Origin of the sequence: Photorhabdus sp. RM323S, from assembly GCF_042879375.1 — a bacterium.
Taxonomy (GTDB): domain Bacteria; phylum Pseudomonadota; class Gammaproteobacteria; order Enterobacterales; family Enterobacteriaceae; genus Photorhabdus; species Photorhabdus tasmaniensis.
In genome coordinates this window covers 35,714-58,294 of the sequence record NZ_JBHFKZ010000030.1, presented here as the reverse complement: position 1 = coordinate 58,294, position 22,581 = coordinate 35,714, and the positions used below count along the sequence as shown (strand labels likewise).

Here is a 22,581-nt window from a genome sequence, read left to right as displayed (position 1 = left end):
AAACTCAGTTAGGGTTGGATGCGAAAAGGCGAGAAAAAAACAGTCAAAACAACAGGAAGCCGAACTCGCCTGAATATATTGGGTGCACTCAACCTGAATGCTATTGGTCGTACGGTGTTCCAGGAATATCAAACCATCTTGGAGATATTCTTTCCTTATTCCAACCCTAACTCTTTTAACTTCCGCGTAATGGTATTACGCCCCCAACCTAGTAGCCGTGCAGCATCCTGCTTATGTCCTTGGCTATGTTTAAGTGCACAGTTAAGTAAAGTACGTTCCAGCAATGGTAAGGCTTCAGATAGCAGATCCTGCTGACCATTTTCCAACGCATTTGTTGCCCAGTGAGCGAGTAGCTGCGGCCAGTTTTCCGGCATTGTTGTTGCCAATGTTGTCATGCTGGTTTCAGGGTGATGAGTTTCAAATAATTCAGGCGGCAAATCTTGTACTAATACTTCCTGACTCGCCGCCATCACAGTTAGCCAGCGGCAGATGTTTTCCAACTGGCGAACATTGCCCGGCCAGGGTAAGCGCATTAAAGCAATTTCTGCGTCAGGGTGGAGAATTTTTGCTTCTACCCCCAGCTCTTTGGCAGTTTGTTGCAGGAAATGACGGGTCAGACGAGGGATATCCTCCACTCTGTCACGCAGGGGGGGTAATTGCATACGAATAACATTCAGGCGGTGATACAGATCTTCACGGAATTGGCCTTTTTCTACCAGGCGTTCTATATCCTGGTGGGTTGCAGCAATAATCCGTACATCCACTTTCACGGGGGCATAGCCACCAACCCGGTAAAACTGGCCTTCGGCCAATACCCGTAACAGGCGGGTCTGAATGTCTAATGGCATATCGCCAATTTCATCAAGAAATAGCGAACCGCGATTGGCCTGTTCAAATCGGCCATGACGTACTTGATTGGCACCGGTAAAAGCCCCTTTCTCATGACCAAACAGCTCTGATTCAATCAGATCTTTGGGAATCGCTGCCATATTAAGTGCAATAAATGGTTCATTGGCTCTTGGACTGTGGCGGTGTAGGGCATGGGCTACCAATTCTTTCCCTGTACCGGATTCGCCATTAATCAGCACACTGATCGAGGAACGGGAAAGGCGGCCAATAATGCGGTAAACATCTTGCATAGCAGGCGCTTCACCTATCATGTCGGAAACCGGTGTAACGACCTGTGGATTTTTAGCGGGTTGATTCTGTTCGCGGGAGTGGCTAAGTGCCCGTTCCAGCAGTGCGACGGCTTCATCAATATCAAAGGGTTTTGGTAAGTAATCAAAAGCACCTTGTTGATAGGCACTGACTGCGGCATCCAGATCAGAATGGGCTGTCATAATAATGACCGGCAGCAACGGGTGACTTTGTTTGATATTGTTCAGCAGGTGCAAGCCGTTCATTCCCGGCATACGGATGTCAGAAATCAGGACATCCGGTGTGTTTTGGGCCAACGCGGTCAGTACACTGTCAGCGTCTGCGAAACTGATGCATTCCATCCCCGCGCTACTTAGCGCCCGTTCAAGTACCCAGCGGATTGAGTTGTCATCATCCACGATCCAGATTTTTCCTCGTTGCATAGTTATCCTCTATTTCTTGATCGGTAAGTAGATAGAAAATTCTGTGTGCCCCGGCCAGCTGGTAAATTCTATTTTACCGGAGTGCTGATCTATTAAATTGCGGGCAATGGATAGACCAAGACCGGTTCCGCCTTCATGAGCACTGACCATCGGGTAGAACAGTGTGTCCTGAATCTGTGGCGGGATACCTGGCCCGTTGTCTTCCACATCTATTCTGGCAGCCAGACGATAGCGCTTACCATGCAGGGTGATTTGGAAAGCGGTCCGGGTGCGCAGGGTAATGGTGCCACCCTGTGTGCCCAGAGCTTGCAAGGCGTTACGGGTGATGTTCAGCAGCACCTGCTCAATCTGATCCGGGTAGTGAGCCAGTTCTGGCAGACTCGGATCGTAATCTTTTATCAGTGTGACGTTATCCGGCATCTCCAGCGAGACTAATTGATAGACTCGTTCAGCAACATAATGAATGCTTTGTTTAATTTGTTCGCCCGGATGTTGTGGGCCAAGTAATCTGTCTACCAGATGACGTAACCGGTCCGCCTGTTCAATAATCACCTGGGTGTATTCCTGCAAAGCAGGATCAGGCAGTGCTCTTGAAAGTAATTGTGCGGCTCCCCTTAGCCCGCCGAGGGGATTTTTGATTTCATGTGCCAGCCCCCGAACCAATTCCCGTGCCGCTATCTGCTGGGCTTGTTGTACCTGCTCTTGGCTTAACCGGCGTTGACTATCCATAGGTGCCAGTTCCAGCAAAATAAACTGCCCGGAAATGGGTTGGGCACTGAGCGACATAATATGAGAGCGGTTATTAACCACTAACGTCACTTCGTTGTCAGTAAAACTCTGACCACTGACTAAACTGGATCGCATTAGTTCTGTATCCAGTGAAAAGTAACTGAACAGCACCGGAAGAGGTGTACCTAATAGTTTACGGGCACTCTGAGCTAATAGTTGCAGCGCTGCATGGTTGGCATAGCGGATCACGAGATCGGTATCCAGCACCAGTACGCTGTTAATCAGTGAGTTTAATATTTGCCCGGTATCGGGTAGATTTTCCGTTTTCATTTACACTCCCGCCACATCCCCGCACCTTTTTGGTGCACTGTATCATATTCGAACGTAAAACCCAGTCAAAGTCTGAGCTCAGGGAGCAGGAAAAAGGCCCATCCGAAGGTGGGCTAAAGGTTTCACGGCAACAAAAAATGATCAGCAGGAACGGCGCTGGTAATTACACACTGTAATACAGTTCAAACTCCAGTGGATGTGGTGTCAGGCGGACACGTTCCATTTCACTGTTTTTCAATTCAATATAAGCATCAATGGCGTCATCAGTGAAGACACTACCACGGGTCAGGAACTCACGGTCGGTATCTAATGCTGCCAGTGCTTCATCCAGAGAAGAAGCGACGGTTGGGATCTCTTTGGCTTCTTCCGGTGGCAGGTCATACAGGTTTTTATCCATCGCATCACCCGGATGGATTTTATTGATGATACCGTCAAGGCCAGCCATCAACTGAGCGGCAAAGGCCAAATAAGGGTTAGCTGCCGGGTCAGGGAAACGTACTTCAATACGGCGGGCCTTGGTGCTGGCGACAACCGGAATACGGATGGATGCAGAACGGTTACGGGCAGAGTAGGCCAGCATAACCGGTGCTTCATAGCCGGGAACCAGACGTTTATAGGAGTTGGTTGTCGGGTTGGTAAATGCGTTCAATGCACGGGCATGTTTGATAATACCGCCGATGTAGAACAACGCCAGTTCGGACAGACCACCGTATTTGTCACCGGCAAACAGGTTGGTGCCGTTTTTGGACAGGGACATATGACAGTGCATGCCGGAGCCGTTATCACCAACCAGTGGTTTTGGCATGAAGGTGGCGGTTTTGCCAAAATTGTGCGCCACATTATGTACGACGTATTTGTAAATCTGGGTTTCGTCAGCCTTTTTGGTCATGGTGTTGAAGCGAGTAGCAATTTCATTTTGACCAGCAGTGCCAACTTCATGATGGTGAGCTTCCACAACCAGTCCCATCGCTTCCATCGTCAGGCACATGGCTGAACGTAAATCCTGAGAAGAATCAACCGGAGGCAGCGGGGCGTAACCGCCTTTTACCGCAGGTCGGTGGCCTTTGTTACCGCCTTCGTATCGAGTTCCAGAGTTCCATGCTGCTTCAATATCATCAATATGGTAGTAGGAACCGGACATAGAACTGCCGAAGCGTATGTCGTCAAACAGGAAAAATTCAGGTTCGGGCCCACACAGGACGGTATCTGCAATGCCGCTTGAGCGCAAAAAATCTTCAGCGCGTTTGCAGATGGAGCGTGGATCGCGTTCATAGCCTTGCATGGTGCCGGGTTCCAGAATGTCACAACGGAGGATCAGAGTGGCATCATCAAAGAACGGATCAAGCATCGCTGTACTTGAGTCTGGCATCAGCACCATGTCGGATTCGTTAATACCTTTCCAACCGTGAATTGAAGAGCCATCGAACATTTTGCCATCTTCAAAGAAGTCCGCATTAACCTGATGAGCCGGAATGGTCATATGTTGTTCTTTGCCTTTGGTATCAGTGAAACGCAAATCGATAAACTTCACCTGATGCTCTTCAATCATGGTTAAAACATGTTCAGCGGACATACTCGGTTTCTCCTGGTTTGTGTCGGTCTTGGTAAAATGGTTTTAGATTAAGACTTAAAGAAAACACAATTACATTGTTTTACCTTAACAAGGCTATTTACGCGTTTGCAAACTTATAGTTGTGAAAAACAATCTTATTAGATGAGAAAAACAATTGCGAAAAGCGTGCCAACTTTCTGACACCTTGCAATATACTGTGTTATGGGTATCCCTATGATGAGATGCCTTAATATTCAGGAAGATTGCACTATATTGGTGCGATTATGTTACTATCCTGCACCCTGTCGGTGCATTTTTATCAATAGTGCATCTTTTATAGGCGTGAAAGGGATCACAATTCCATTGGTATCAAGTTGTTAAGAACAGATTCTTGTGATCCTGTTTAGTCCCTCGACCAATGTGTGTACAATAGCGCGCTATTTCTAAATGCCTGAGGCAAAGTTTGTGATCGAAAAATTGCGTAATATCGCCATTATCGCGCATGTTGACCATGGTAAAACTACCTTGGTTGACAAGCTGCTGCAACAATCCGGTACTTTCGGTGACCGTGCGACAGCAACAGAACGTGTGATGGACTCCAATGATCTGGAGAAAGAGCGTGGAATTACTATCCTCGCAAAAAATACCGCCATTAAATGGAATGACTACCGTATTAATATCGTAGACACTCCGGGACATGCTGATTTCGGCGGTGAAGTAGAACGTGTTATGTCTATGGTTGACAGCGTACTGTTGCTAGTCGATGCCATGGATGGGCCTATGCCTCAGACCCGTTTTGTAACGCAGAAAGCGTTTGCTCATGGTTTAAAACCTATTGTCGTTATCAACAAAGTTGACCGTCCTGGCGCACGTCCTGATTGGGTTGTCGATCAGGTGTTTGACCTGTTTGTAAACCTGGGTGCGACTGACGAGCAACTGGACTTCCCAATTATCTATGCATCTGCACTGATGGGCATTGCCGGTACTGAGCATACTGATATGGCTGAAGATATGACTCCGTTATATCAGGCGATTGTCGATCATGTAGAGCCACCGAAAGTTGACCTTAATGGTTCATTCCAGATGCAGATTTCTCAGCTGGATTACAACAACTATGTTGGTGTTATCGGTATTGGTCGTATCAAGCGTGGTACGGTTAAACCAAACCAGAACGTCACGATTATTGATAGTGAAGGTAAAACCCGGAACGGCAAAATTGGTAAAGTTCTGGGCCATTTGGGCCTGGAGCGTATTGAGAGTGAGCAAGCGGAAGCGGGTGACATCGTTGCGATTACCGGTTTGGGCGAGCTGAATATCTCCGATACCCTGTGTGACATCAATGCAGTTGAAGCACTGCCGCCACTGGCTGTTGATGAGCCGACGGTAAGCATGTTCTTCTGTGTTAACACCTCTCCTTTCTGTGGTCGTGAAGGTAAATATGTCACTTCACGTCAGATCCTTGAGCGCCTGAAGAAAGAGCTGGTTCACAACGTCGCACTGCGTGTCGAAGAAACCGAAGATCCAGATGCGTTCCGTGTTTCTGGCCGTGGTGAACTGCATTTATCTGTGCTGATTGAGAACATGCGTCGTGAAGGTTTTGAACTGGCGGTATCCCGTCCGAAAGTTATCTTCCGTGAGATCGATGGCCGCAAACAAGAGCCATTCGAGCAGGTGACTCTGGATATTGAAGAGCAGCATCAGGGTAATGTGATGCAGGCGCTAGGTGAGCGTAAAGCTGATCTGCGTGATATGTTGCCAGACGGTAAAGGCCGTGTGCGCCTTGATTACATCATTCCAAGCCGTGGTTTGATTGGCTTTCGGACTGAGTTCCTGACCATGACCTCGGGTACTGGCCTGTTGTATGCAACATTCAGCCACTATGATGATATTCGTGTGGGTGAAATTGGTCGCCGTCAGAACGGTGTCATGATTTCCAATGGTCAGGGTAAAGCGGTTGCTTATGCGCTTTACAGCTTGCAGGATCGTGGTAAGTTGTTCCTCGGTCATGGGGCGGAAGTGTATGAAGGCCAGGTGATCGGCATTCACTCCCGTTCCAATGACCTGACAGTTAACTGCCTGACAGGTAAGAAACTGACAAACGTCCGTGCATCTGGTACTGACGAAGCGACAACCTTGTCTCCACATATTAAGAAAACCCTGGAACAGGCTCTGGAGTTTATTGATGATGACGAGCTGGTAGAAGTGACTCCTGTGTCGATTCGCCTGCGTAAACGCCATCTGACAGAAAACGACCGTCGTCGTGCGCATCGCAGTAAAGAGGCGTAATCTTTCCTGCCATGCAAATGCTTAGGGCGCCAATGGCGCCCTGAGTTTTTTGGGATTTATTTATTCAGTTAAATATATCTGAGATTATTTACCCAGCAATTGATAATACGTTGGGTTGTCATCACATTGCCCGCCGCCACACTCCAAAATGGTAGAGATCAAATTTGCTGTAATTAATACGACAAATATGCCAATAATAATCTGACCGAAAACAGACTTGTTTTCCTTTTCTTCGGTCTTTTTTTCCAGGCTTTTCAATATCAGCATGACTGATATGGCAATAATGACCATAATGGAGCAAAGGAGGGCCCAAGTATAGAAATGGAGACCAAAAAGGGCAGAACCATAACCGATATCGCCAGGTGTGATATGTAAAAACACTTGTCGGATTGCAATAATTCCGGTCACGAGACTGCCGAGAAGCGCGATGCCGTAGTGCGCGCTTTTTATACCAAAACGGAGATTAAACAGGAAACCAAATCCTATCATGATCATGCCTGTCCGCTGTAGCAGACATAATGGGCAAGGGAGTTCGGAAAGGACTAGTTGATAATAGAAAGCAACGGTAAGCGCGGCACTGATGCCAAATAACCCAATGATGTTGAATATCATGCCGTAGTTGATCGTCTGTTTTGCTGTTAATACCTGATTCATCAAATTGTCTCCTGTTAAAAAGATAGATTTAGCGAATCAGTCGCATGATGAATAAACCAGGCTATGGTTGTCACCAAGAGAAGACCCCATAGAGCATAGCTAGTTTTATTCTTTCCAACCAAGGTGGTTATGACCGCAAATAATGCGATCAAAAACGGTAAAAACATGTACATGGTTCACTCTCCTATGATGTTAAAAACATTCAAAACCTTCACCTGAGTAGATAGTCTTCTTCAGGGGAGGAATTCATAATACCAAGCTTGATATTGCTTGCTTCGATATAAGCGATCAATCATCCAAAGACCGGTTGACCATAAAGAAACATTTTGGTGCCATTAATCAGGTCAACTATCTGTTGGTCTATTCGTACCGTGCTGCGAATAATAATTGTAGTCAATTTTTATTGTATTTGCCATAACTTGGGATAATGAGTGTAATTCCATTTGAAGGGGTTGTTTATGCTTTAATGAGCTGTTTTTTATTTAATAGTTAAGCAGGCAATGATTATGGGAGGTGAATTACATCCCTGCTTTAAGGTTTTCCCATTTATTATCATTATTGATGATGTTGTATTTAAACGGCTCAATCTATCCAATTTTCTACAATTAACCCATCTACGTGGTTGAATTCCTTTTCATTGTTAGTGACTACAATGAGTCCTGAACTTCTGGCGTGGCTTGCAATATGTAAGTCATTAATACCTATTGGATTGCCTTTCTTCTCAAGGCTTGCACGAATAGCGCCGTAGTGATAAGCCGCCTTTTCATCGTAAGTGACTACTGTGAGGCGGGATATAAAATCTTCAACAGTTTTTAAATTTTTTTCAGGAAAAACGCTTTTTTCTGCTCCGTGGATCAGTTCGGCTAGTGTAATACTTGACACAACCATACGTCCTGCATTGATATTAAATTTTTCTAATACCTCAACAGGGCGACGTTTAATTACATAGATAGCGATATTAGTGTCTAACATATACTTAAACATTAAAACGCCTCACGTTCTGACTGGTGTTGAGATGCCCTTTCAGGTAGGAAATCATCGGTTGGGCATTCATCACTCATGAAGAAGCTATCCCAGACATTTTCTATCGGGGAAATGATTCTTTCTTTACCGATTGCTCTGACCGTAACGTTTTTAACATTATCAGGGAATCTAACATCAGCGGGTATCCTGACATTTTGTGTGCGGTTGCTTATGAAAACTTTACTTGAGTGCATATTTATTACCTCAGTCATATTGAATTAAAATAATTATAATCTGATTTATGTATATAGCAATGCTATATTGCATAAAATGGTGGTAAATTCTTCTTGGTAAAAAATTCCTTTAGCATCAATTCTCTGCGAGAGCTATGAGTAGCTGATAGATAGTATTTTTCTCTTGAGAAGGCTGAAATACGAGTGGTGGTTGGCTTTTAATAGACTTGGGCCATTTATACCTTGTGGCGAATACTTGATAACGGGAATAAAAACCCCTCGATGTTTTACCGTGAGGGGCTGTTATTGATATTTAATGTTTTCTTTAGTTTTTACTCATTTAATGCTTCGGCTTCTGTATTATCAGAAGCTGATTGAGAGCGGACTTTCGCAAAGAAGACAATCGTTACAATCACCATTGCCGCCAGGCCGATAATGACAGAGATATTCCAATCCAGGGCAAAACCTTCTGGCGCGAATGCCAGATAGGTGAAGCATACTGCGGTCATAAACATGGCCGGCAGGGTGGTGATCCAGTGGAATTTATCGCGGCGCAGCAGCCATGCTGATGCAGCCCACAACATAACCATTGCTGTAGTTTGGTTCGCCCAACCGAAGTAGCGCCAGATGATATTAAAATCGGTTTTGGTAATCAGATAACCGACAATAAACATGGGCACACTTAATAGCAGACGCTTGGTCATTTCTTGCTGAGAAATATTCAGGAATTCAGCAATAATAAGGCGGGCAGAACGGAATGCCGTATCGCCGGAAGTAATTGGTAGGATCACTACACCCAGGATAGCCAGAATACCGCCGACCGTACCCAGCAGCGAAGTGGAAACTTCATGAACCACCAGAGAGGCAGTACCCTGATCAATCACCGCCTGTAGTGCGTTAGTGTCTTCATAGAAGCTCAGACCCAGCGTACACCAGATCAGCGCGATAATACCTTCACCAATCATTGCACCATAGAACACAAAGCGGCCATTTTTCTCATTCTGCATACAACGTGCCATCAGCGGGGACTGAGTCGCGTGGAAACCAGAAATCGCGCCACAGGCAATCGTGACGAACAACAGCGGCCAAACAGGCAGGTCTTTCGGGTGAAAATTAGTGGTGAAATCCAATCCTTGTGAGTAGAAAGGTTTATCGCTCATAGCCAAACCAACCATTAGCGCAACAGACATAAACAGCAACAACGCACCAAATAGTGGATAGAGACGACCGATGATTTTATCAATCGGAACCAGTGTCGCGAGAATATAGTAAGCAAAGATAACGCCAACCCAGATAGCAATGTTATCCCAGCCTATAGCCTCTTTTAGTAAGTTGTTCAGTAAGCCTGCCGGACTCAGCACAAATACCACACCAACCAGCATCAGCAGAATGACAGCAAAGATATTCATGAAATGTTTCATGGCCTTGCCCAGCTCATTACCGACGATGACGGGTACTGACGCTCCCCGTGCACGAACACTGAGCATACCCGAGAAATAATCGTGTACTGCGCCGGCAAAAATACAGCCGAATACGATCCACAGCATGGCAAGTGGACCATAGAGGGCACCAAGAATCGGGCCAAAAATAGGGCCAACACCGGCAATATTAAGTAACTGAATTAACCAAACTTTTGGTGTGGACATCGCAACATAGTCAACACCATCTGCCATCGAAATCGCGGGGGTTTTTCTTTCCGGTCGAATGGTGAATATCTTTTCGACAATTTTGCCGTATATGAAATATCCAGCCAGAAGAAGCCCAATACAAAGGAGAAACCACAACATAAAATAACACCTTACTCTATTTTTTTGATCTGGAGGCTACTTTATCGTTTCATAAGAAAAATACCGTGAAGTAATTCGCTTTTTACTTTTTCGTACTGTTTTCTAATTAAAAATACGATTAAAGTAAAAAGTTATTAATTAACCAGGAGGTGGTCATGCTATATATCTTCGATATGGGTAATGTGATTATTGATATTGATTTTAAAAGAGTTTTAGCTGTCTGGAGTAATTTGAGCGGCACACCTCTTGCGACATTGACTAAAAGTTTCTCGATGGGAGAAACGTTTGAAAAACATGAGCGTGGTCAAATTACTGATCTGGAATTCGCTGATACTTTATGCCAGGAAATGAATATTTCACTCAGTTTTGAGCAGTTTGCTGTCGGATGGCACGCTATTTTTATTGATATTCGGCCTGAAATCATTCAGATAATGAATAAATTACGTGAAGCAGGGCATCGGGTTGTGGTGCTATCCAACACAAACCGTCTGCACCTGGATTACTGGCCGCATCATTACCCAGAAATTGCGGCATCGGCTGATTACCTCTATCTGTCCCAGGATTTGGCAATGCGTAAGCCTGAACCTGATATTTTCAAATATGTTCTTGAGGCAGAAGGTTTTTCACCGGATCAGGCGGTATTTTTTGATGATGTGCTGGAAAATGTGGAGGCGGCCAGTGCGTCAGGAATCAATAGTATTCATGTCATTGACCGGCAGACAGTGCCGGATTATTTCAAAACAATCGGTTTTTCTGAATAGAATTAGTCATTGAATGGAGAATCGGAGATAGTGCGTTGATGCTCATCTCCGGTAAGGAAAAATATGATTGCGTTAATCCAGCGGGTAACACAGGCAAATGTTGTTGTTGAGAACGAAATGGTCGGGGCAATTGGTCTTGGTCTGCTGGTATTGTTGGGCGTTGAAAAAGAAGATGATCAACAAAAGGCAAAACGGTTATGTGAGAAAGTGATAGGGTATCGGATATTCAGTGATGAGCAGGATAAAATGAATCTGAATGTCCAACAGGTTGGTGGCAGTTTATTGGTTGTTTCCCAGTTTACGTTGGCTGCTGATACTCAAAAGGGAATGCGCCCTGGTTTTTCTGGTGGCGCAAGTCCGGATAAGGCTGATGAGTTATATCGCTATTTTGTTGAACGATGTCGCCAAAGTGGTGTAAAAACAGAAATCGGGCGGTTTGCTGCCGATATGAAAGTCAGTCTGACAAACGATGGGCCAGTCACTTTCTGGTTGCAGGTATAGCCACGAAAAGCAGCCAGTTAAAGCACAATTACCCCCGATTACACATCATTATCAAAAGAAAGGGGCAGTTTCTATGTATCATCTGCGAGTACCTGAAACAGAACAAGAACTGGAAGCATATTATCGATTTCGTTGGGAGATGTTGCGTAAGCCACTGCATCAGCCTGTAGGCTCTGAGAAAGATGGTTATGACACCATGGCTCATCACCAGATGGTGGTGGATGAGAAAGGTAACCCGGTGGCGGTAGGGCGTTTGTATATCAACGCAGATAGCGAAGGGGCCATCCGCTTTCTGGCAGTACATCCTCATGTGCAAGGCAAAGGGCTGGGAAAACTGATCGCAATGGCTCTGGAGTCCGTTGCTCGTCAGGAAGGGGTTAAACGGGTAGTATGCAGTGCCCGTGAATACGCGGTAGATTTTTTCAGTAAACTGGGGTTCGAAAATCGCGGGCCAATTACCAGCCCGCAGACAACCCCGATTCGCCATTTTTTGATGATCAAACCTGTTGCGACACTTGATGATATTCTTCACCGGCCGGATTGGTGCAATGAACTGCAAAAAGCCTGGTACAGACATATTCCCCTCAGTGAAAAAATGGGGGTACGGATCTCTCAATATACCGGCCAGAGTTTTATTACCACGATGCCGGAAGCAGGGAATCAAAATCCTCACCAAACTCTCTTTGCGGGTAGCCTGTTCTCACTGGCAACGCTGACCGGTTGGGGGTTGATTTGGTTGTTGTTACAAGAACGCCAATTGGGGGGTGATATTATTCTGGCTGATGCTGATATCCGTTACAAAAAGCCTGTTATTGGCAGGCCAAAATCTGTTGCGGATCTTAAAAATATGAGCGGCGATTTGGCTCGCCTTGCTCAGGGCAGTAAAGCGAGAGTGAAGTTGGAAGTGACTGTTAGCGGTGATCATGGGCTAGGTGCCGTGTTTACCGGCACCTATATGGTACTGCCAAATGCTTACACGGCTATAGCTTGATAAGAAGCACGTTGCAGGAACAGGATATTTTCGTTTTGGTCTTAAATGCGGTAGCGAGAGCTGTTCAGGATAACAATTTGGATATGTTTAGTTTTGTCCGCTTGGTATTAACCAGAGTAACAAAGGAACGCCACATTCCTAATGCCACAACGCAGGCGGCGATCCGTGAGCTGGAAAGTGGTGGTGGTACAAGTGTAGGTACTGTAGATGAATTTTGGGATGAAATTTTTAAATAAAATATGCTCAAAACTATTTAAACTGTGATCTCATCCCAAATAGCCCAATTTTTGGGCTATTTGGTGTTACTAGATGTTTACACGGCTATAGCTTAATAATTGAGCATATTTCACAGTTTATGGTAGATATCTGCCCTTTATCGATAGTTTGAATTTCTTTGCCTGATTGTTTATCAGTAGCTTCAAGTGTGCCACTGATGGAACTTCTCACGTCGTCAGCAGAAAGATCTCCTTGTACCCGCAGAGTGAAATTGCCTTTGCCCTGTAATTTCAACGGAACCCAGCCCCATTGATGCAAAATAGCTAAATCCGCATCCATGCCCTGAAAACTTAAAGAGAATGGTTTCTGTATCTGTTGATCTACTGTGCCTTTAATTTTCAGTAACCCATCATCAACAGAGGCATCTAATTGGTCGAGGACGAGTTTATTTCCCTCTGTGTGTAATTTAAGGTAAGGGCGGTTTAATTCAACTTTGTTGAATGTTGCGCTGGTGGCACTCAGATTTGAAGAACCGCTCCAAATCCCCCATCTTCCATCTTTCAGTAATTCCACATTATGGACATAACCATTAAGAGCGGTAAGCTGGAATGGAAAATCGGGATTGATATCAATCAACATGCTGTTATTGATTGTTAGCCCGTTAATGGAAAAGCCGGATATCCACTCAGGCAATGATTGTTTCAGTAACTGATGCCAGTTTTGTGGCAAGGTATAAGTTAAACCAGCAACCGTTGCATTTGCGATTTTGAACTGTTTTGTTTGGTGGTTCCATTGCGCTTTAATGTGGAATAATCCCTTTTCCCAGCGGGCAGTAAGATTGGAAATATTGAGTTCATTTCCGGCAAGAAGAAGGTGACCAATAGCGTCGGTGACATGAAGATCATTTAGCGTCGTATCCATGACGTTGAAATCAATAATTCCTTCTTTCTCTTGCCAGTTCCCGTTAACCAAACCGACATTCTTTACTGAGGCATCCAGATAGTTAGCAGACCAGCTTTTACCTTCTAGTTTGGCATTAGTGAGGCTCAGATCTTTAATGTTCACTGCGGGTAGTTTACTGGCTTTCAGCCATAATTCTTCAAGTGTCATTGGAGTTTGCCAACGAATATCACTGATAAGTAAGTTATCCCACTGCCAGCGCCCATCGGGTAGACGTTGCCCATTCCCGGATACCGAACCGTGTGCCAATGTTGCACCAAATGAATTGATAATCAGTGTATTCTGTTGGCTATTCCCTTGCATAATCACCTTTTCAAGAGAAATATCATTTAAGTTCAGCTTATCGGCACTGAACTGAAATTTCCCACTCCCTGCCAATCCATCTGATTGAGGGTTCCAGGGAGTGATCCCGCCGGTAATATTTTGCCCTTGGATCTGCCAGTCTGCATTTTCTGACTGAATAGACATTTGATTGAGTTGCAGGATATTGGCGCTAAAAGGTAAAGATTTTTGCTGACCTTTTATCGCTAATTGGCCCTGTTGCAATAACAGACGGTGGAAATGACGCGGGGAAGTGAGTTGCTGCCAACTGAAATCGAATGCCACAACCTGAGCTTCTAAGGTAAAAGAGAGTTGTTTATGACTAAGGGCGATATTGGTGAATGTCAGGGTACGGGGTTGTGACCAGCGATGTTCGATATTGCCAATCTGAACTTGATAATCACTGTTATTACTGAGCCATTGACTCAATTCGCGAGCGCCCCAACTTGTCTGAATAACGACATAAAGAGTGACTCCTGTCAGTATTAGCAGTAATGACAGAGTAACCAGCAATTTCCCTAACCATCTCATCATCAGACTCCAGTTTAATCAGCTTATTACCTCCTTTTATGCCGTAATTTTTGCGTTCACTCAAGAGATGGTGAATAAAAATTATGAGCGAGGAGAAATTATTATTTGTAACACTTGCATAATTGAACGATAAAACCACAATACCAATAAATAACTATATTAGTTGTGAATTTTAATAATTTTCAGATATTAATTTTTACTTAATTGTATCTTTCGGCTCTCATGCTAAGTTGTTTTTTATTAAGGTGTTATTGGGTTTGTATGAATTGTTAATAATTATATTGTGTGATTAATATAATTATTAAATCTCTATTTTATTGTGTGGAAATATGGCTAATAACATCTGGATGAATTAATGTGTTAATGGATGGTTATAAGTGGAATAATGATATTTTCGTAATTCACTCTATTCCTTTCTCCGTTTGGCTGATTCTTGAAATAAGACTTCATAGTTCACTTTCACCCATCTTCCAGCAAATAAACAACGTAAGGAATCTATTATGTCAGAAAGCATGAAACAAAAGTTGTCGAATGAAAGCAGTATCCGTATGACCAGTCCACTTACTGGAAAGGAGTTCTTGGATGGACTAAACGATGGCCGGGAAGTCTGGGCTTATGGTGAACGTATCCACGATATCGCCCGCCATCCTGCCTTTCAAAATCCAGCCCGCGCTGTTGCGAAACTCTACGACGCTTTGCATGATCCCGTTCATCGTGACGTACTGACTACGGCTACAGATACCGGTAGTTGTGGTGTAACCCATCCTTTTTTCCGTATACCGCGCTCACAGCAGGATTTAATTGCTGATCGTGATGCTATCGCCGCGTGGGCTCGGATGAATTATGGTTGGTTGGGTAGAAGCCCTGACTATAAGGCCGCATTTCTTACCTCACTAGGCGTAAACCCGGAGTTTTATGGTGAGTTTGCTGATAATGCAAAGAACTGGTATGCCCGCTCACAGGAAAACGTGTTTTACTGGAATCATTCGATTATTAACCCGCCGGTAGATCGTCATTTACCCCCTGATGAAATTGGTGATGTTTGTATTCATGTTGAAAAAGAGTGTGATGATGGATTAATTGTCAGTGGCGCGAAAGTTGTTGCTACGGGGTCGGCGATCAGTCACTACAACTTTATTGGTCATTACGGCTTACCGATAAAGAAACGGGAATTTGCGTTGGTTTGTACCTTACCGATGAATGCGCCAGGTCTGAAATTAATTTGTCGTCCCTCTTACGCACTGGCGGCTGATAAAATAGGCAGTCCTTTTGATTATCCACTCTCTTCCCGATTTGATGAGAACGATACCATTATTATTATGGATAAAGTGAAGGTTCCTTGGGAGAACGTATTTATCTATGGAGATGTCAATAAAGTCTCGTTATTTTTTTCTGAATCGGGTTATTTTCATCGGGCTATGCTGCATGGTGTGACCCGGCTGGCGGTTAAACTTGATTTTCTTTGTGGATTAATTATTAAGGGTGTTGAAGTCACGGGTACGAAGGATTTTCGGGGCGTACAGACACGGGTTGGTGAAGTATTGGCATGGCGTAATATGTTTTGGGCTCTCAGTGATGCGATGATTAAATCTCCAGAGCCTTGGGGTAAGGATGCTCTATTACCTCGATACGAGTATGGAATGGCTTATCGTTGGTTTATGACGCTGGGTTACCCGCGGGTAAAAGAAATTATCGAACAGGATTTAGGGAGTGCCTTGATTTATGTTAACTCTCATGCCAGCGATTTTTCCAACCCGGAACTGTCTCCCTATTTGGATAAATACGTGCGTGGCTCCAATGGTTACAGCGCTGTTGAGCGAGTCAAGCTCATGAAACTGATTTGGGACTCGATCGGTACGGAATTCGCGGGCAGGCATGAATTATACGAGCGCAATTATTCCGGCAACCATGAAACTGTCAGAATAGATGTGTTACTGGCTGCCCAAGCCTCTGGCTTGGCGGATAGATGTAAGGGTTTTGCTGAACAGTGTATGAGTGAATACGATCTTGATGGTTGGATCGGTGACGATTTTATTTGGCCTTCCAGCCGCTAGAATATAAATCATCATCACGCACGATGATGAAATAAACGTGCGTGATGAGCTTGCTCACAAATTCTGTTATCTTGCATGATTCACTCTGGTCACATTTTTATATGTTTTAACTTGTGTTTGTTGCCGATTTTTTTTCTAATCCAGCGTTGCCTGCTTTTGGCGTTTTCTAAAGGATGAGTTTAACGTCGTAATAACTTACATAACTTTAACAATATAGCTGGGGTACATAGATGTATCATCTTGATGTTTATGGCACGCTCGTTGCGTCCGCATTAGTACTATTACTTGGGCGTAAACTTGTACAATCAGTCCCATTCCTTGAAAAATACACCATTCCTGAACCTGTTGCGGGTGGCCTGTTAATTGCTCTTATACTTTTAATACTTAAGCAAACGACCGGTTGGGAAATCAGCTTTGATTTGTCTCTTAAAGATCCTTTGATGTTAACTTTCTTTGCCACTATTGGCCTGAATGCGAATCTTTCCAGCTTGCGAGCGGGTGGTAAGGTACTTTTCACTTTTGTCTTTATCGTTGTTGGCTTGTTGTTGGTTCAAAACACCGTGGGTATTGTGCTGGCTGGACTGCTGGGGCTGGATCCATTAATGGGCTTGCTGGCGGGTTCTATTACGCTGTCGGGTGGTCATGGTACTGGCGTGGCTTGGGGTAAACTGTTCGTTGAGCGTTATGGTTTTGAAAATGCGTCAGAAGTGGCTATGGCCTGTGCGACGTTTGGTTTGGTGCTGGGTGGTCTGATTGGTGGCCCGGTCGCGCGTTTCCTGGTGAGAAATACAAAAACCCCAGGATTGAAGGCAGATGATACCGAAGTGCCGACGGCGTTTGAAAAACCTTATACCGGCCGGATGATTACACCGCTGGTTATGCTGGAAACTATCGCATTGATCTCTATCTGTCTGATGGCAGGTAATTTTGTGTCTGAGCTTATGCAAGGTACATGGTTTGAATTACCGACATTCGTCTGTGTATTATTTATCGGGGTTATCCTCAGTAACAGCTTGTCAGCGTTAGGTTTTTACCGGGTATTTGACCGGGCGGTTTCTGTGTTGGGTAACGTCAGTCTTTCGTTGTTCCTGGCAATGGCGTTGATGAGCCTGAAATTGTGGCAGATGGCATCTCTGGCATTGCCAATGTTAACCATTCTTGCGATACAGGCAGTTGTCATGGCGTTGTATGCAATTTTTGTTACCTATCGTGTGATGGGGAAAAACTATGATGCAGCGGTTCTGGCTGCGGGTCATTGTGGTTTTGGCCTGGGGGCGACACCGACTGCTATTGCAAATATGCAGGCGATTACCGACCGTTTCGGTCCATCTCATGTGGCGTTTCTGGTAGTGCCAATGGTAGGGGCGTTCTTTATCGATATCGTTAATGCGATTGTGATTAAACTCTATCTCTTGTTGCCAGTATTCCCGGCTGTGGCGGGGTAAGTTAGAAAGATACTGCGCCAGTTTTTTGAAAAAGGTGTTTCTGTTGGAATTAACCCCCAGCATGTAAACAAACTCCGCCAACGACTTGCTGTTATTAACGATGCAGAGGATGTAGGGGAAATCAATTTTCCTGGATACAACTTACATCCTTTGACGGGAGATAGGAGAGGGCAGTGGGCAATTACTGTTTCAGGAAACTGGCGTATTACATTCGAATTTATCGACGGTGATGCGTATATCGTTAGCTATGAGGATTATCACTAATGAAAATGTTCAATCCCCCTCATCCAGGCGAAATTATTGCTGATTCTTTGGAAGAGCTAGGCTTGGGAATTCGTGATCTTGCGCGGGCATTAAATGTTGCTCCGTCTACGGCTCAACGTTTAGTGTCGTGTAAAGCGGCAGTCACGCCAGAAATGGCGGTAAAGTTATCTAAAGTACTTGGTAGTTCTCCACGGTTGTGGTTGAAATTGCAAGAATCTTATAGCCTTGATAAAGCAGAAAAGACGGTTGATATTTCTAAATTGACTCCGTTATTTAAACCCCATTTGTCTCATGTCTAATATTTAGACATATATATGCAGGGGTTATTACTTAATACATATACGTATTAATATTGGAGTCGTTCACTGATAAAGTGAACTTCTCTAATAATCCGACATTCCGCACCCCATTCAGGAATAAAAAGACTCATATAATTGACCCAATATTTTCAACAATGCATTCTGGTATGGCTGCATTCCCGTCACCATCCGGTGTTAGTTCCTTCGAAGGTTAAAACCATTAAACTGCACATCATCATCCAGTCCGTTGAGGATCATCGCGAGGAAGGCATCCCCATGAGAGACGGTATGCTCTGAGTGTTTTGGGATAATGGAATCAATGATGCGAGGCAACCGAACTTCATGACAAAAAGCAGCGATAATACCCAAATGATCAAGACGTTTAATGACAGGCGCTGGCGTGGACATATTGACTTTCCGGCAAATAAAAGTAACAGATTAAAACTGGAGACTGCCGTCAATCTCATCAACCCAATAAATCCACAAAATATGCGAAAGATCACACTATTTTTAAATCAGGAATGAGGTGCAGAATGGCGGTTATATTTATACTAAATAATCTATCTCTTCGATAAATAAAGTACTTTGGCCTTTAGCTAAGGATAAAAAAATGAAAGATGACACTTTATATGACCCTATTGCACATCTTTACGAGAGCTTTTCAGATGCTGCTGACCATATCCAAGTAGAAATCAGAACTATCTTCAATTTGGCAGGAGATATACACGGAAAATCAGTGTTAGATTTAGCCTGTGGATATGGTCTCTTTAGTCGAGAATACAAAAATCGTGGTGCGTCACAAGTCATTGGAGTCGATATATCAGATAACATGATAGCAATTGCGAAAAGCAAATCACAACAATACGGTGACGATATCGAATTTCACGTAAGAGATGTCTGCAAGATGGAGTCATTTGGCGAATTTGACATAGTGAATGCAGCCTGGTTATTCTGCCATGCAGAATCTATTGAAGACCTTGAAACTATGTTCCGTGTCATTGCCGCTCATCTCAAGCCTTCCGGCAAACTAATTGCGTATACCTTTGAACCTGATTATCGATTAGAGAAAGGGAATTATGAAAATTATTGTATAAAAATTCTGAGTGAAGAGCCCGTGAAAGACACAACTCTCCTGAGAGCTGAATTTCTTACCACACCACCCAGCCCTTTCACTATGTATCGTTGGAGTCGTGAACAATATCAAACAGCGATCCAAAAGGCGGGGTTCAAACAATTTAGCTGGCAAAAACCAATGCTGTTAAAAAGCGATATTGAGGATTATCCCCTAGGTTTTTGGGATGATTATCAACGAAATTGCCTTGATACTGCTCTTGTTTGTCAGCTTTAACAAGATAATCCCCGAGATCCTCTGTTTTTCCTACACAAATCCCCCGATGAAAATCGAGGGATTTTTTTGAATTTCCCTCGTCCCGCTAAAATTTTTAGCCTGTTCTTATTCTCTCTAGAGGGTATATTTTTTCGTATGGTTTCTGTTTTATCATTCCGTGTATTCAAAATCGTAAAATAAGGTAGACAACGATGAAGCTTTTCAACGCCTTGGGATTTCACTGGGATCGGTCTGCTGTTCCTCTTATTGTTCCGATTCATTCCATTGAACGGGTATGTTTCCGTTTTCACCGGATGTTGCCAGAATTCGTTTGGGATGCCAGCGTGCTTGAAGGCAATCCTTTTACTTTCCCAGAAGTGAAGACATTATTGGACGGTGTAACCGTCGGTGGCAGGAAAGTTTCTGATCAGGAGCAAGTACTGAATCTCGCAGAAAGTTCCAAGCAACTGTTATTTATGGTGAAAAAAGGTCAATTTGAGTTGACCAAAGCTACATTTACTGAACTTCATAGTATAGTTGCCCGCAATGAAGCTTTGGAATGGGGGCGGTTCCGTGGAGAAGGGCAAGAGCAGAATTACACTCCCGATGTCAGTTTGGGTGAGTATGGTCGGCATACTCCGTTACCTACTGTACTTGGTGTGTCAGAATTGAACCGTGTTTTTCAAGAAGGTGTTGCCTTGCTGGGTGAGTGCCAGCCTTTTGAAAAAGGGGCCGCATTCTTCCTTTTCGGTGCGCTACAGCAATTCTTCTTTGACGGTAATAAACGTACTTCCCGTTTCATGATGAACGGTATTTTGATGTCGAATGGCATTGATGCAATCAGTGTACCTGCGGCAAAACTACATGAGTTCAACGAAAAGATGGTGCGCTTCTACCTGAGTAAAGATGCTACTGAAATGATGATGTTCCTTGTGGATTGTCACCCGGAAGCAGAGCAAATTCGTGCGGTGAATACACGAAATTAGCGATCACTGCGCCTAGCCTGTTTGGGATTCGTCCCGATATGTTTTCAATCATGTATTACCATAATGTGTACTTCGGTAACTAGCGTTCAATCCATGTTCTTTCCCCAAGGGGAGGGTGCAGTCAGGCCGCCCGTCGAAGCAGGAACCAGACACTGAGCAATCAGTCGTCACCCACTAACGGGGATCCCCCTCCTGAGTCACGAAGTGCGAAGGTGGGGGAGGATGTCAAGTGTAATTCATTTACCAGCGATTCTATACTCCACTTATAGCAAAAAATTTTTATTGCATTACAAATGTCATGCAATAGAATGCAATACAAATGTCATTACAGGAGATAACGTTATGAGTACTATTCAGATCAGAGTTGATGAAGAACTTAAAAAAAGTGCGTATCAGACATTTGAGAAACTGAACTTATCGCCATCCGATGCGCTGCGTCTCTTTCTGCGCTATGTTGTAGAGCATGAAAAGCTGCCGTTCGCTGAAGTTTCCGTTATGGTGGCAGATCATGATGAAGATGCAGACATCTTAGCAGTGGTGCGTGACCGTCTTAAAAATCCCGCTAGACGTATCAGGGTAAACCTTGATGATATTTAATATCGACTTCGACGAACGAGCCCTGAAAGAGTGGTACAAACTGGATCAAAGCATACGCGACCAGTTTAAAAAGAAGCTACGGAAGTTACAGAACAATCCCTATATTGAGTCAGCTAGATTACACGGTGATCTGGCTGGCTGCTTTAAAATTAAGCTCCGTTCTTCAGGCTTTCGTCTAGTTTACCAAGTGATAGAAGAAGAGATCGTAATATGGGTGATTGCTGTTGGTAAACGGGAAGATGCGAAAACTTATGAGATAGCTTGTAAACGAATTGTATAATAAATATACCACAATGAAATTGTCCCGATGCTGGGTGATAAGATTGAGGGCTTCGGTCTGACAATGCAGAGCATCCTAGCGTGATGATATTCCAATTACCGACACTGGCAGGCAAAAAACTCAGGGATATCAGCCGCAAAAACAACCACGATGAGGTGCTGGATTTCACCTGTCGGCGTGGCCGATTCGAATTTCGGGTTATCCGGCGCAGCCTGGCGAGACGGTTTTTGCCTTCAATCTCCTTTCTCAAGGCAGCCAAAAATGTTGATGTCTGGTTGTTGCCGATATTGGGCGCGATTATTCATCATGCCGGGTCGGAAATTGATCTAAAGTTTAAATCAACCAATTAAATCCCTGAAACGATAGTATCTAAAGCTGCCATGATATCGGAGTGAATACCCGGCATAACACAGACGATATCCGCAGCTTTTAACTTGCTCTTTGCTACCGTTGTCACTGACTTTGTAATAATGACATATTGATCACCTTTAATCTTAATCACTGGCGTTAACGTTTTGACGCGTAAATTTTTATCTGACAGCAGAGCAATCGGCATTATTACCCGTGAATCATAATCGTCTAATAGGTCACTCTGAATGTCGATAATGAAAGGGTATTGCGCCCTCGATTTAGGGATTTATTGCGGTAAACGGCGTACTGAGCTATCAAATAACCCCGTATTCATCATCATCGGTAAATAGCCCTGCACTACGCTCAAATTCATTGAAAGCGTCGATACCGGCTTTGTTTTCAGCTTTCCATTGCTGTCTTCTTTTCTCACGAACAACATCGGACAACATTTTATCTAGTGTTGCTGATAAGTTGATCCCTAAATCACGGGCTTCATCTACCACCTCATTCTATTTGGAATATTAGCTCTCCCGTCTTGTTATTACCAAAATTACTTTTTAAATAAAAATTAAAAGACAATAAC

Annotated in this window: 25 protein-coding genes and 2 pseudogenes; 15 read left to right on the top strand and 12 right to left on the bottom strand. The window is 44.1% G+C overall.

Annotated features, from left to right (window positions below):
- Positions 1–12: 12 nt before the first annotated feature.
- Positions 13–138: pseudogene (locus ACGF7G_RS13550) on the top strand (IS630 family transposase); the annotation flags it as partial.
- A gap of 17 nt (positions 139–155) precedes the next feature.
- Here the strand turns inward: ACGF7G_RS13550 and glnG are convergent.
- The 3 genes from glnG to glnA all read right to left on the bottom strand — a co-directional run bounded on the left by glnG (position 156) and on the right by glnA (position 4,212).
- Positions 156–1,580 carry a nitrogen regulation protein NR(I) gene (glnG, locus tag ACGF7G_RS13545; protein WP_133814477.1) on the bottom strand — a complete coding sequence of 475 codons (1,425 nt, stop codon included), beginning with the start codon at positions 1,578–1,580 and terminating at the stop codon, positions 156–158.
- A gap of 9 nt (positions 1,581–1,589) precedes the next feature.
- Entirely contained in the window at positions 1,590–2,639 is a 1,050-nt protein-coding gene (gene glnL, locus ACGF7G_RS13540; protein ID WP_387466140.1) for a nitrogen regulation protein NR(II), read from the bottom strand.
- Positions 2,640–2,802: 163 nt separating this feature from the next.
- A complete protein-coding gene (glnA, locus tag ACGF7G_RS13535; protein ID WP_387466138.1) occupies positions 2,803–4,212 on the bottom strand; it encodes a glutamate--ammonia ligase in 1,410 nt (469 codons plus the stop codon).
- Positions 4,213–4,638: 426 nt separating this feature from the next.
- Here glnA and typA point away from each other — a divergent pair, with 426 nt between their 5' ends.
- Positions 4,639–6,477: a ribosome-dependent GTPase TypA gene (gene typA, locus ACGF7G_RS13530; protein WP_387466136.1), complete on the top strand. Its 1,839-nt coding sequence runs from the start codon at positions 4,639–4,641 to the stop codon at positions 6,475–6,477.
- 84 nt (positions 6,478–6,561) lie between these two features.
- On the opposite strand, the gene ACGF7G_RS13525 is transcribed toward typA, so the two are convergent.
- The 5 genes from ACGF7G_RS13525 to ACGF7G_RS13505 form a co-directional block, all read right to left on the bottom strand.
- Positions 6,562–7,131: a disulfide bond formation protein B gene (locus ACGF7G_RS13525; protein ID WP_387466134.1), complete on the bottom strand. Its 570-nt coding sequence runs from the start codon at positions 7,129–7,131 to the stop codon at positions 6,562–6,564.
- Between the two features lie 14 nt (positions 7,132–7,145).
- Complete coding sequence (locus ACGF7G_RS13520; protein WP_036833676.1) at positions 7,146–7,298, bottom strand: DUF5993 family protein; 153 nt, start codon at positions 7,296–7,298, stop codon at positions 7,146–7,148.
- Between the two features lie 415 nt (positions 7,299–7,713).
- Positions 7,714–8,115: a tRNA(fMet)-specific endonuclease VapC gene (vapC, locus tag ACGF7G_RS13515; protein WP_387466132.1), complete on the bottom strand. Its 402-nt coding sequence runs from the start codon at positions 8,113–8,115 to the stop codon at positions 7,714–7,716.
- Complete coding sequence (vapB, locus tag ACGF7G_RS13510; protein ID WP_387466130.1) at positions 8,115–8,348, bottom strand: type II toxin-antitoxin system VapB family antitoxin; 234 nt, start codon at positions 8,346–8,348, stop codon at positions 8,115–8,117. Before vapB ends, vapC begins: the two co-directional genes overlap by 1 nt.
- A 311-nt stretch (positions 8,349–8,659) precedes the next feature.
- Positions 8,660–10,114 (bottom strand): carbon starvation protein A, encoded by a 1,455-nt coding sequence (locus tag ACGF7G_RS13505; protein ID WP_387466128.1) that lies wholly within the window; start codon positions 10,112–10,114, stop codon positions 8,660–8,662.
- Positions 10,115–10,269: 155 nt separating this feature from the next.
- Between ACGF7G_RS13505 and yihX the strand changes: the two genes are divergently transcribed.
- The 4 genes from yihX to ACGF7G_RS13485 all read left to right on the top strand — a co-directional run bounded on the left by yihX (position 10,270) and on the right by ACGF7G_RS13485 (position 12,603).
- On the top strand, positions 10,270–10,875 hold the full coding sequence (gene yihX, locus ACGF7G_RS13500) for a glucose-1-phosphatase (RefSeq protein ID WP_387466127.1): 606 nt from the start codon (positions 10,270–10,272) through the stop codon (positions 10,873–10,875).
- 63 nt (positions 10,876–10,938) lie between these two features.
- Positions 10,939–11,376, top strand: a complete 438-nt coding sequence (gene dtd / locus ACGF7G_RS13495; RefSeq protein ID WP_133814468.1) for a D-aminoacyl-tRNA deacylase — start codon at positions 10,939–10,941, stop codon at positions 11,374–11,376.
- A 73-nt stretch (positions 11,377–11,449) separates the two neighbouring features.
- Complete coding sequence (fabY, locus tag ACGF7G_RS13490) at positions 11,450–12,367, top strand: fatty acid biosynthesis protein FabY (RefSeq protein ID WP_133814467.1); 918 nt, start codon at positions 11,450–11,452, stop codon at positions 12,365–12,367.
- A complete protein-coding gene (locus tag ACGF7G_RS13485; RefSeq protein ID WP_387466125.1) occupies positions 12,364–12,603 on the top strand; it encodes a hypothetical protein in 240 nt (79 codons plus the stop codon). Before fabY ends, ACGF7G_RS13485 begins: the two co-directional genes overlap by 4 nt.
- A gap of 85 nt (positions 12,604–12,688) precedes the next feature.
- On the opposite strand, the gene ACGF7G_RS13480 is transcribed toward ACGF7G_RS13485, so the two are convergent.
- On the bottom strand, positions 12,689–14,398 hold the full coding sequence (locus ACGF7G_RS13480) for an AsmA family protein (RefSeq protein ID WP_387466123.1): 1,710 nt from the start codon (positions 14,396–14,398) through the stop codon (positions 12,689–12,691).
- A gap of 545 nt (positions 14,399–14,943) precedes the next feature.
- Here ACGF7G_RS13480 and ACGF7G_RS13475 point away from each other — a divergent pair.
- The 4 genes from ACGF7G_RS13475 (at position 14,944) to ACGF7G_RS13460 (ending at position 18,457) form a co-directional block, all read left to right on the top strand.
- Positions 14,944–16,449, top strand: coding sequence for a 4-hydroxyphenylacetate 3-hydroxylase family protein (locus tag ACGF7G_RS13475; protein ID WP_387466146.1), 1,506 nt, complete (start codon positions 14,944–14,946; stop codon positions 16,447–16,449).
- 230 nt (positions 16,450–16,679) lie between these two features.
- Positions 16,680–17,894, top strand: a complete 1,215-nt coding sequence (gene gltS / locus ACGF7G_RS13470) for a sodium/glutamate symporter (protein WP_387466121.1) — start codon at positions 16,680–16,682, stop codon at positions 17,892–17,894.
- A gap of 9 nt (positions 17,895–17,903) precedes the next feature.
- Positions 17,904–18,158: a type II toxin-antitoxin system RelE/ParE family toxin gene (locus ACGF7G_RS13465; protein ID WP_387466144.1), complete on the top strand. Its 255-nt coding sequence runs from the start codon at positions 17,904–17,906 to the stop codon at positions 18,156–18,158.
- Positions 18,158–18,457: a HigA family addiction module antitoxin gene (locus ACGF7G_RS13460; protein ID WP_133814462.1), complete on the top strand. Its 300-nt coding sequence runs from the start codon at positions 18,158–18,160 to the stop codon at positions 18,455–18,457. Before ACGF7G_RS13465 ends, ACGF7G_RS13460 begins: the two co-directional genes overlap by 1 nt.
- Positions 18,458–18,697: 240 nt before the next feature.
- On the opposite strand, the pseudogene ACGF7G_RS13455 reads toward ACGF7G_RS13460, so the two are convergent.
- Positions 18,698–18,865, bottom strand: a pseudogene (locus ACGF7G_RS13455) (DUF4277 domain-containing protein); the annotation flags it as partial.
- A gap of 202 nt (positions 18,866–19,067) precedes the next feature.
- Between ACGF7G_RS13455 and ACGF7G_RS13450 the strand changes: the two are divergent.
- From ACGF7G_RS13450 to ACGF7G_RS13430, 5 genes are all read left to right on the top strand, one after another.
- Positions 19,068–19,805: a class I SAM-dependent DNA methyltransferase gene (locus tag ACGF7G_RS13450; protein WP_387466120.1), complete on the top strand. Its 738-nt coding sequence runs from the start codon at positions 19,068–19,070 to the stop codon at positions 19,803–19,805.
- Between the two features lie 191 nt (positions 19,806–19,996).
- Positions 19,997–20,770: a Fic family protein gene (locus ACGF7G_RS13445; protein WP_387466118.1), complete on the top strand. Its 774-nt coding sequence runs from the start codon at positions 19,997–19,999 to the stop codon at positions 20,768–20,770.
- 342 nt (positions 20,771–21,112) lie between these two features.
- Complete coding sequence (locus tag ACGF7G_RS13440) at positions 21,113–21,367, top strand: type II toxin-antitoxin system RelB/DinJ family antitoxin (RefSeq protein ID WP_133814459.1); 255 nt, start codon at positions 21,113–21,115, stop codon at positions 21,365–21,367.
- Positions 21,357–21,647 (top strand): type II toxin-antitoxin system RelE/ParE family toxin, encoded by a 291-nt coding sequence (locus ACGF7G_RS13435; RefSeq protein WP_133814458.1) that lies wholly within the window; start codon positions 21,357–21,359, stop codon positions 21,645–21,647. Before ACGF7G_RS13440 ends, ACGF7G_RS13435 begins: the two co-directional genes overlap by 11 nt.
- Positions 21,648–21,727: 80 nt before the next feature.
- Positions 21,728–21,997, top strand: a complete 270-nt coding sequence (locus ACGF7G_RS13430; RefSeq protein WP_387466115.1) for a hypothetical protein — start codon at positions 21,728–21,730, stop codon at positions 21,995–21,997.
- Here the strand turns inward: ACGF7G_RS13430 and ACGF7G_RS13425 are convergent.
- Entirely contained in the window at positions 21,994–22,284 is a 291-nt protein-coding gene (locus ACGF7G_RS13425; protein ID WP_387466142.1) for a CcdB family protein, read from the bottom strand. The two genes, ACGF7G_RS13430 and ACGF7G_RS13425, sit on opposite strands and share 4 nt — an antisense overlap.
- A gap of 28 nt (positions 22,285–22,312) precedes the next feature.
- Entirely contained in the window at positions 22,313–22,501 is a 189-nt protein-coding gene (locus tag ACGF7G_RS13420; RefSeq protein ID WP_133814456.1) for a type II toxin-antitoxin system CcdA family antitoxin, read from the bottom strand.
- Positions 22,502–22,581: the final 80 nt, after the last annotated feature.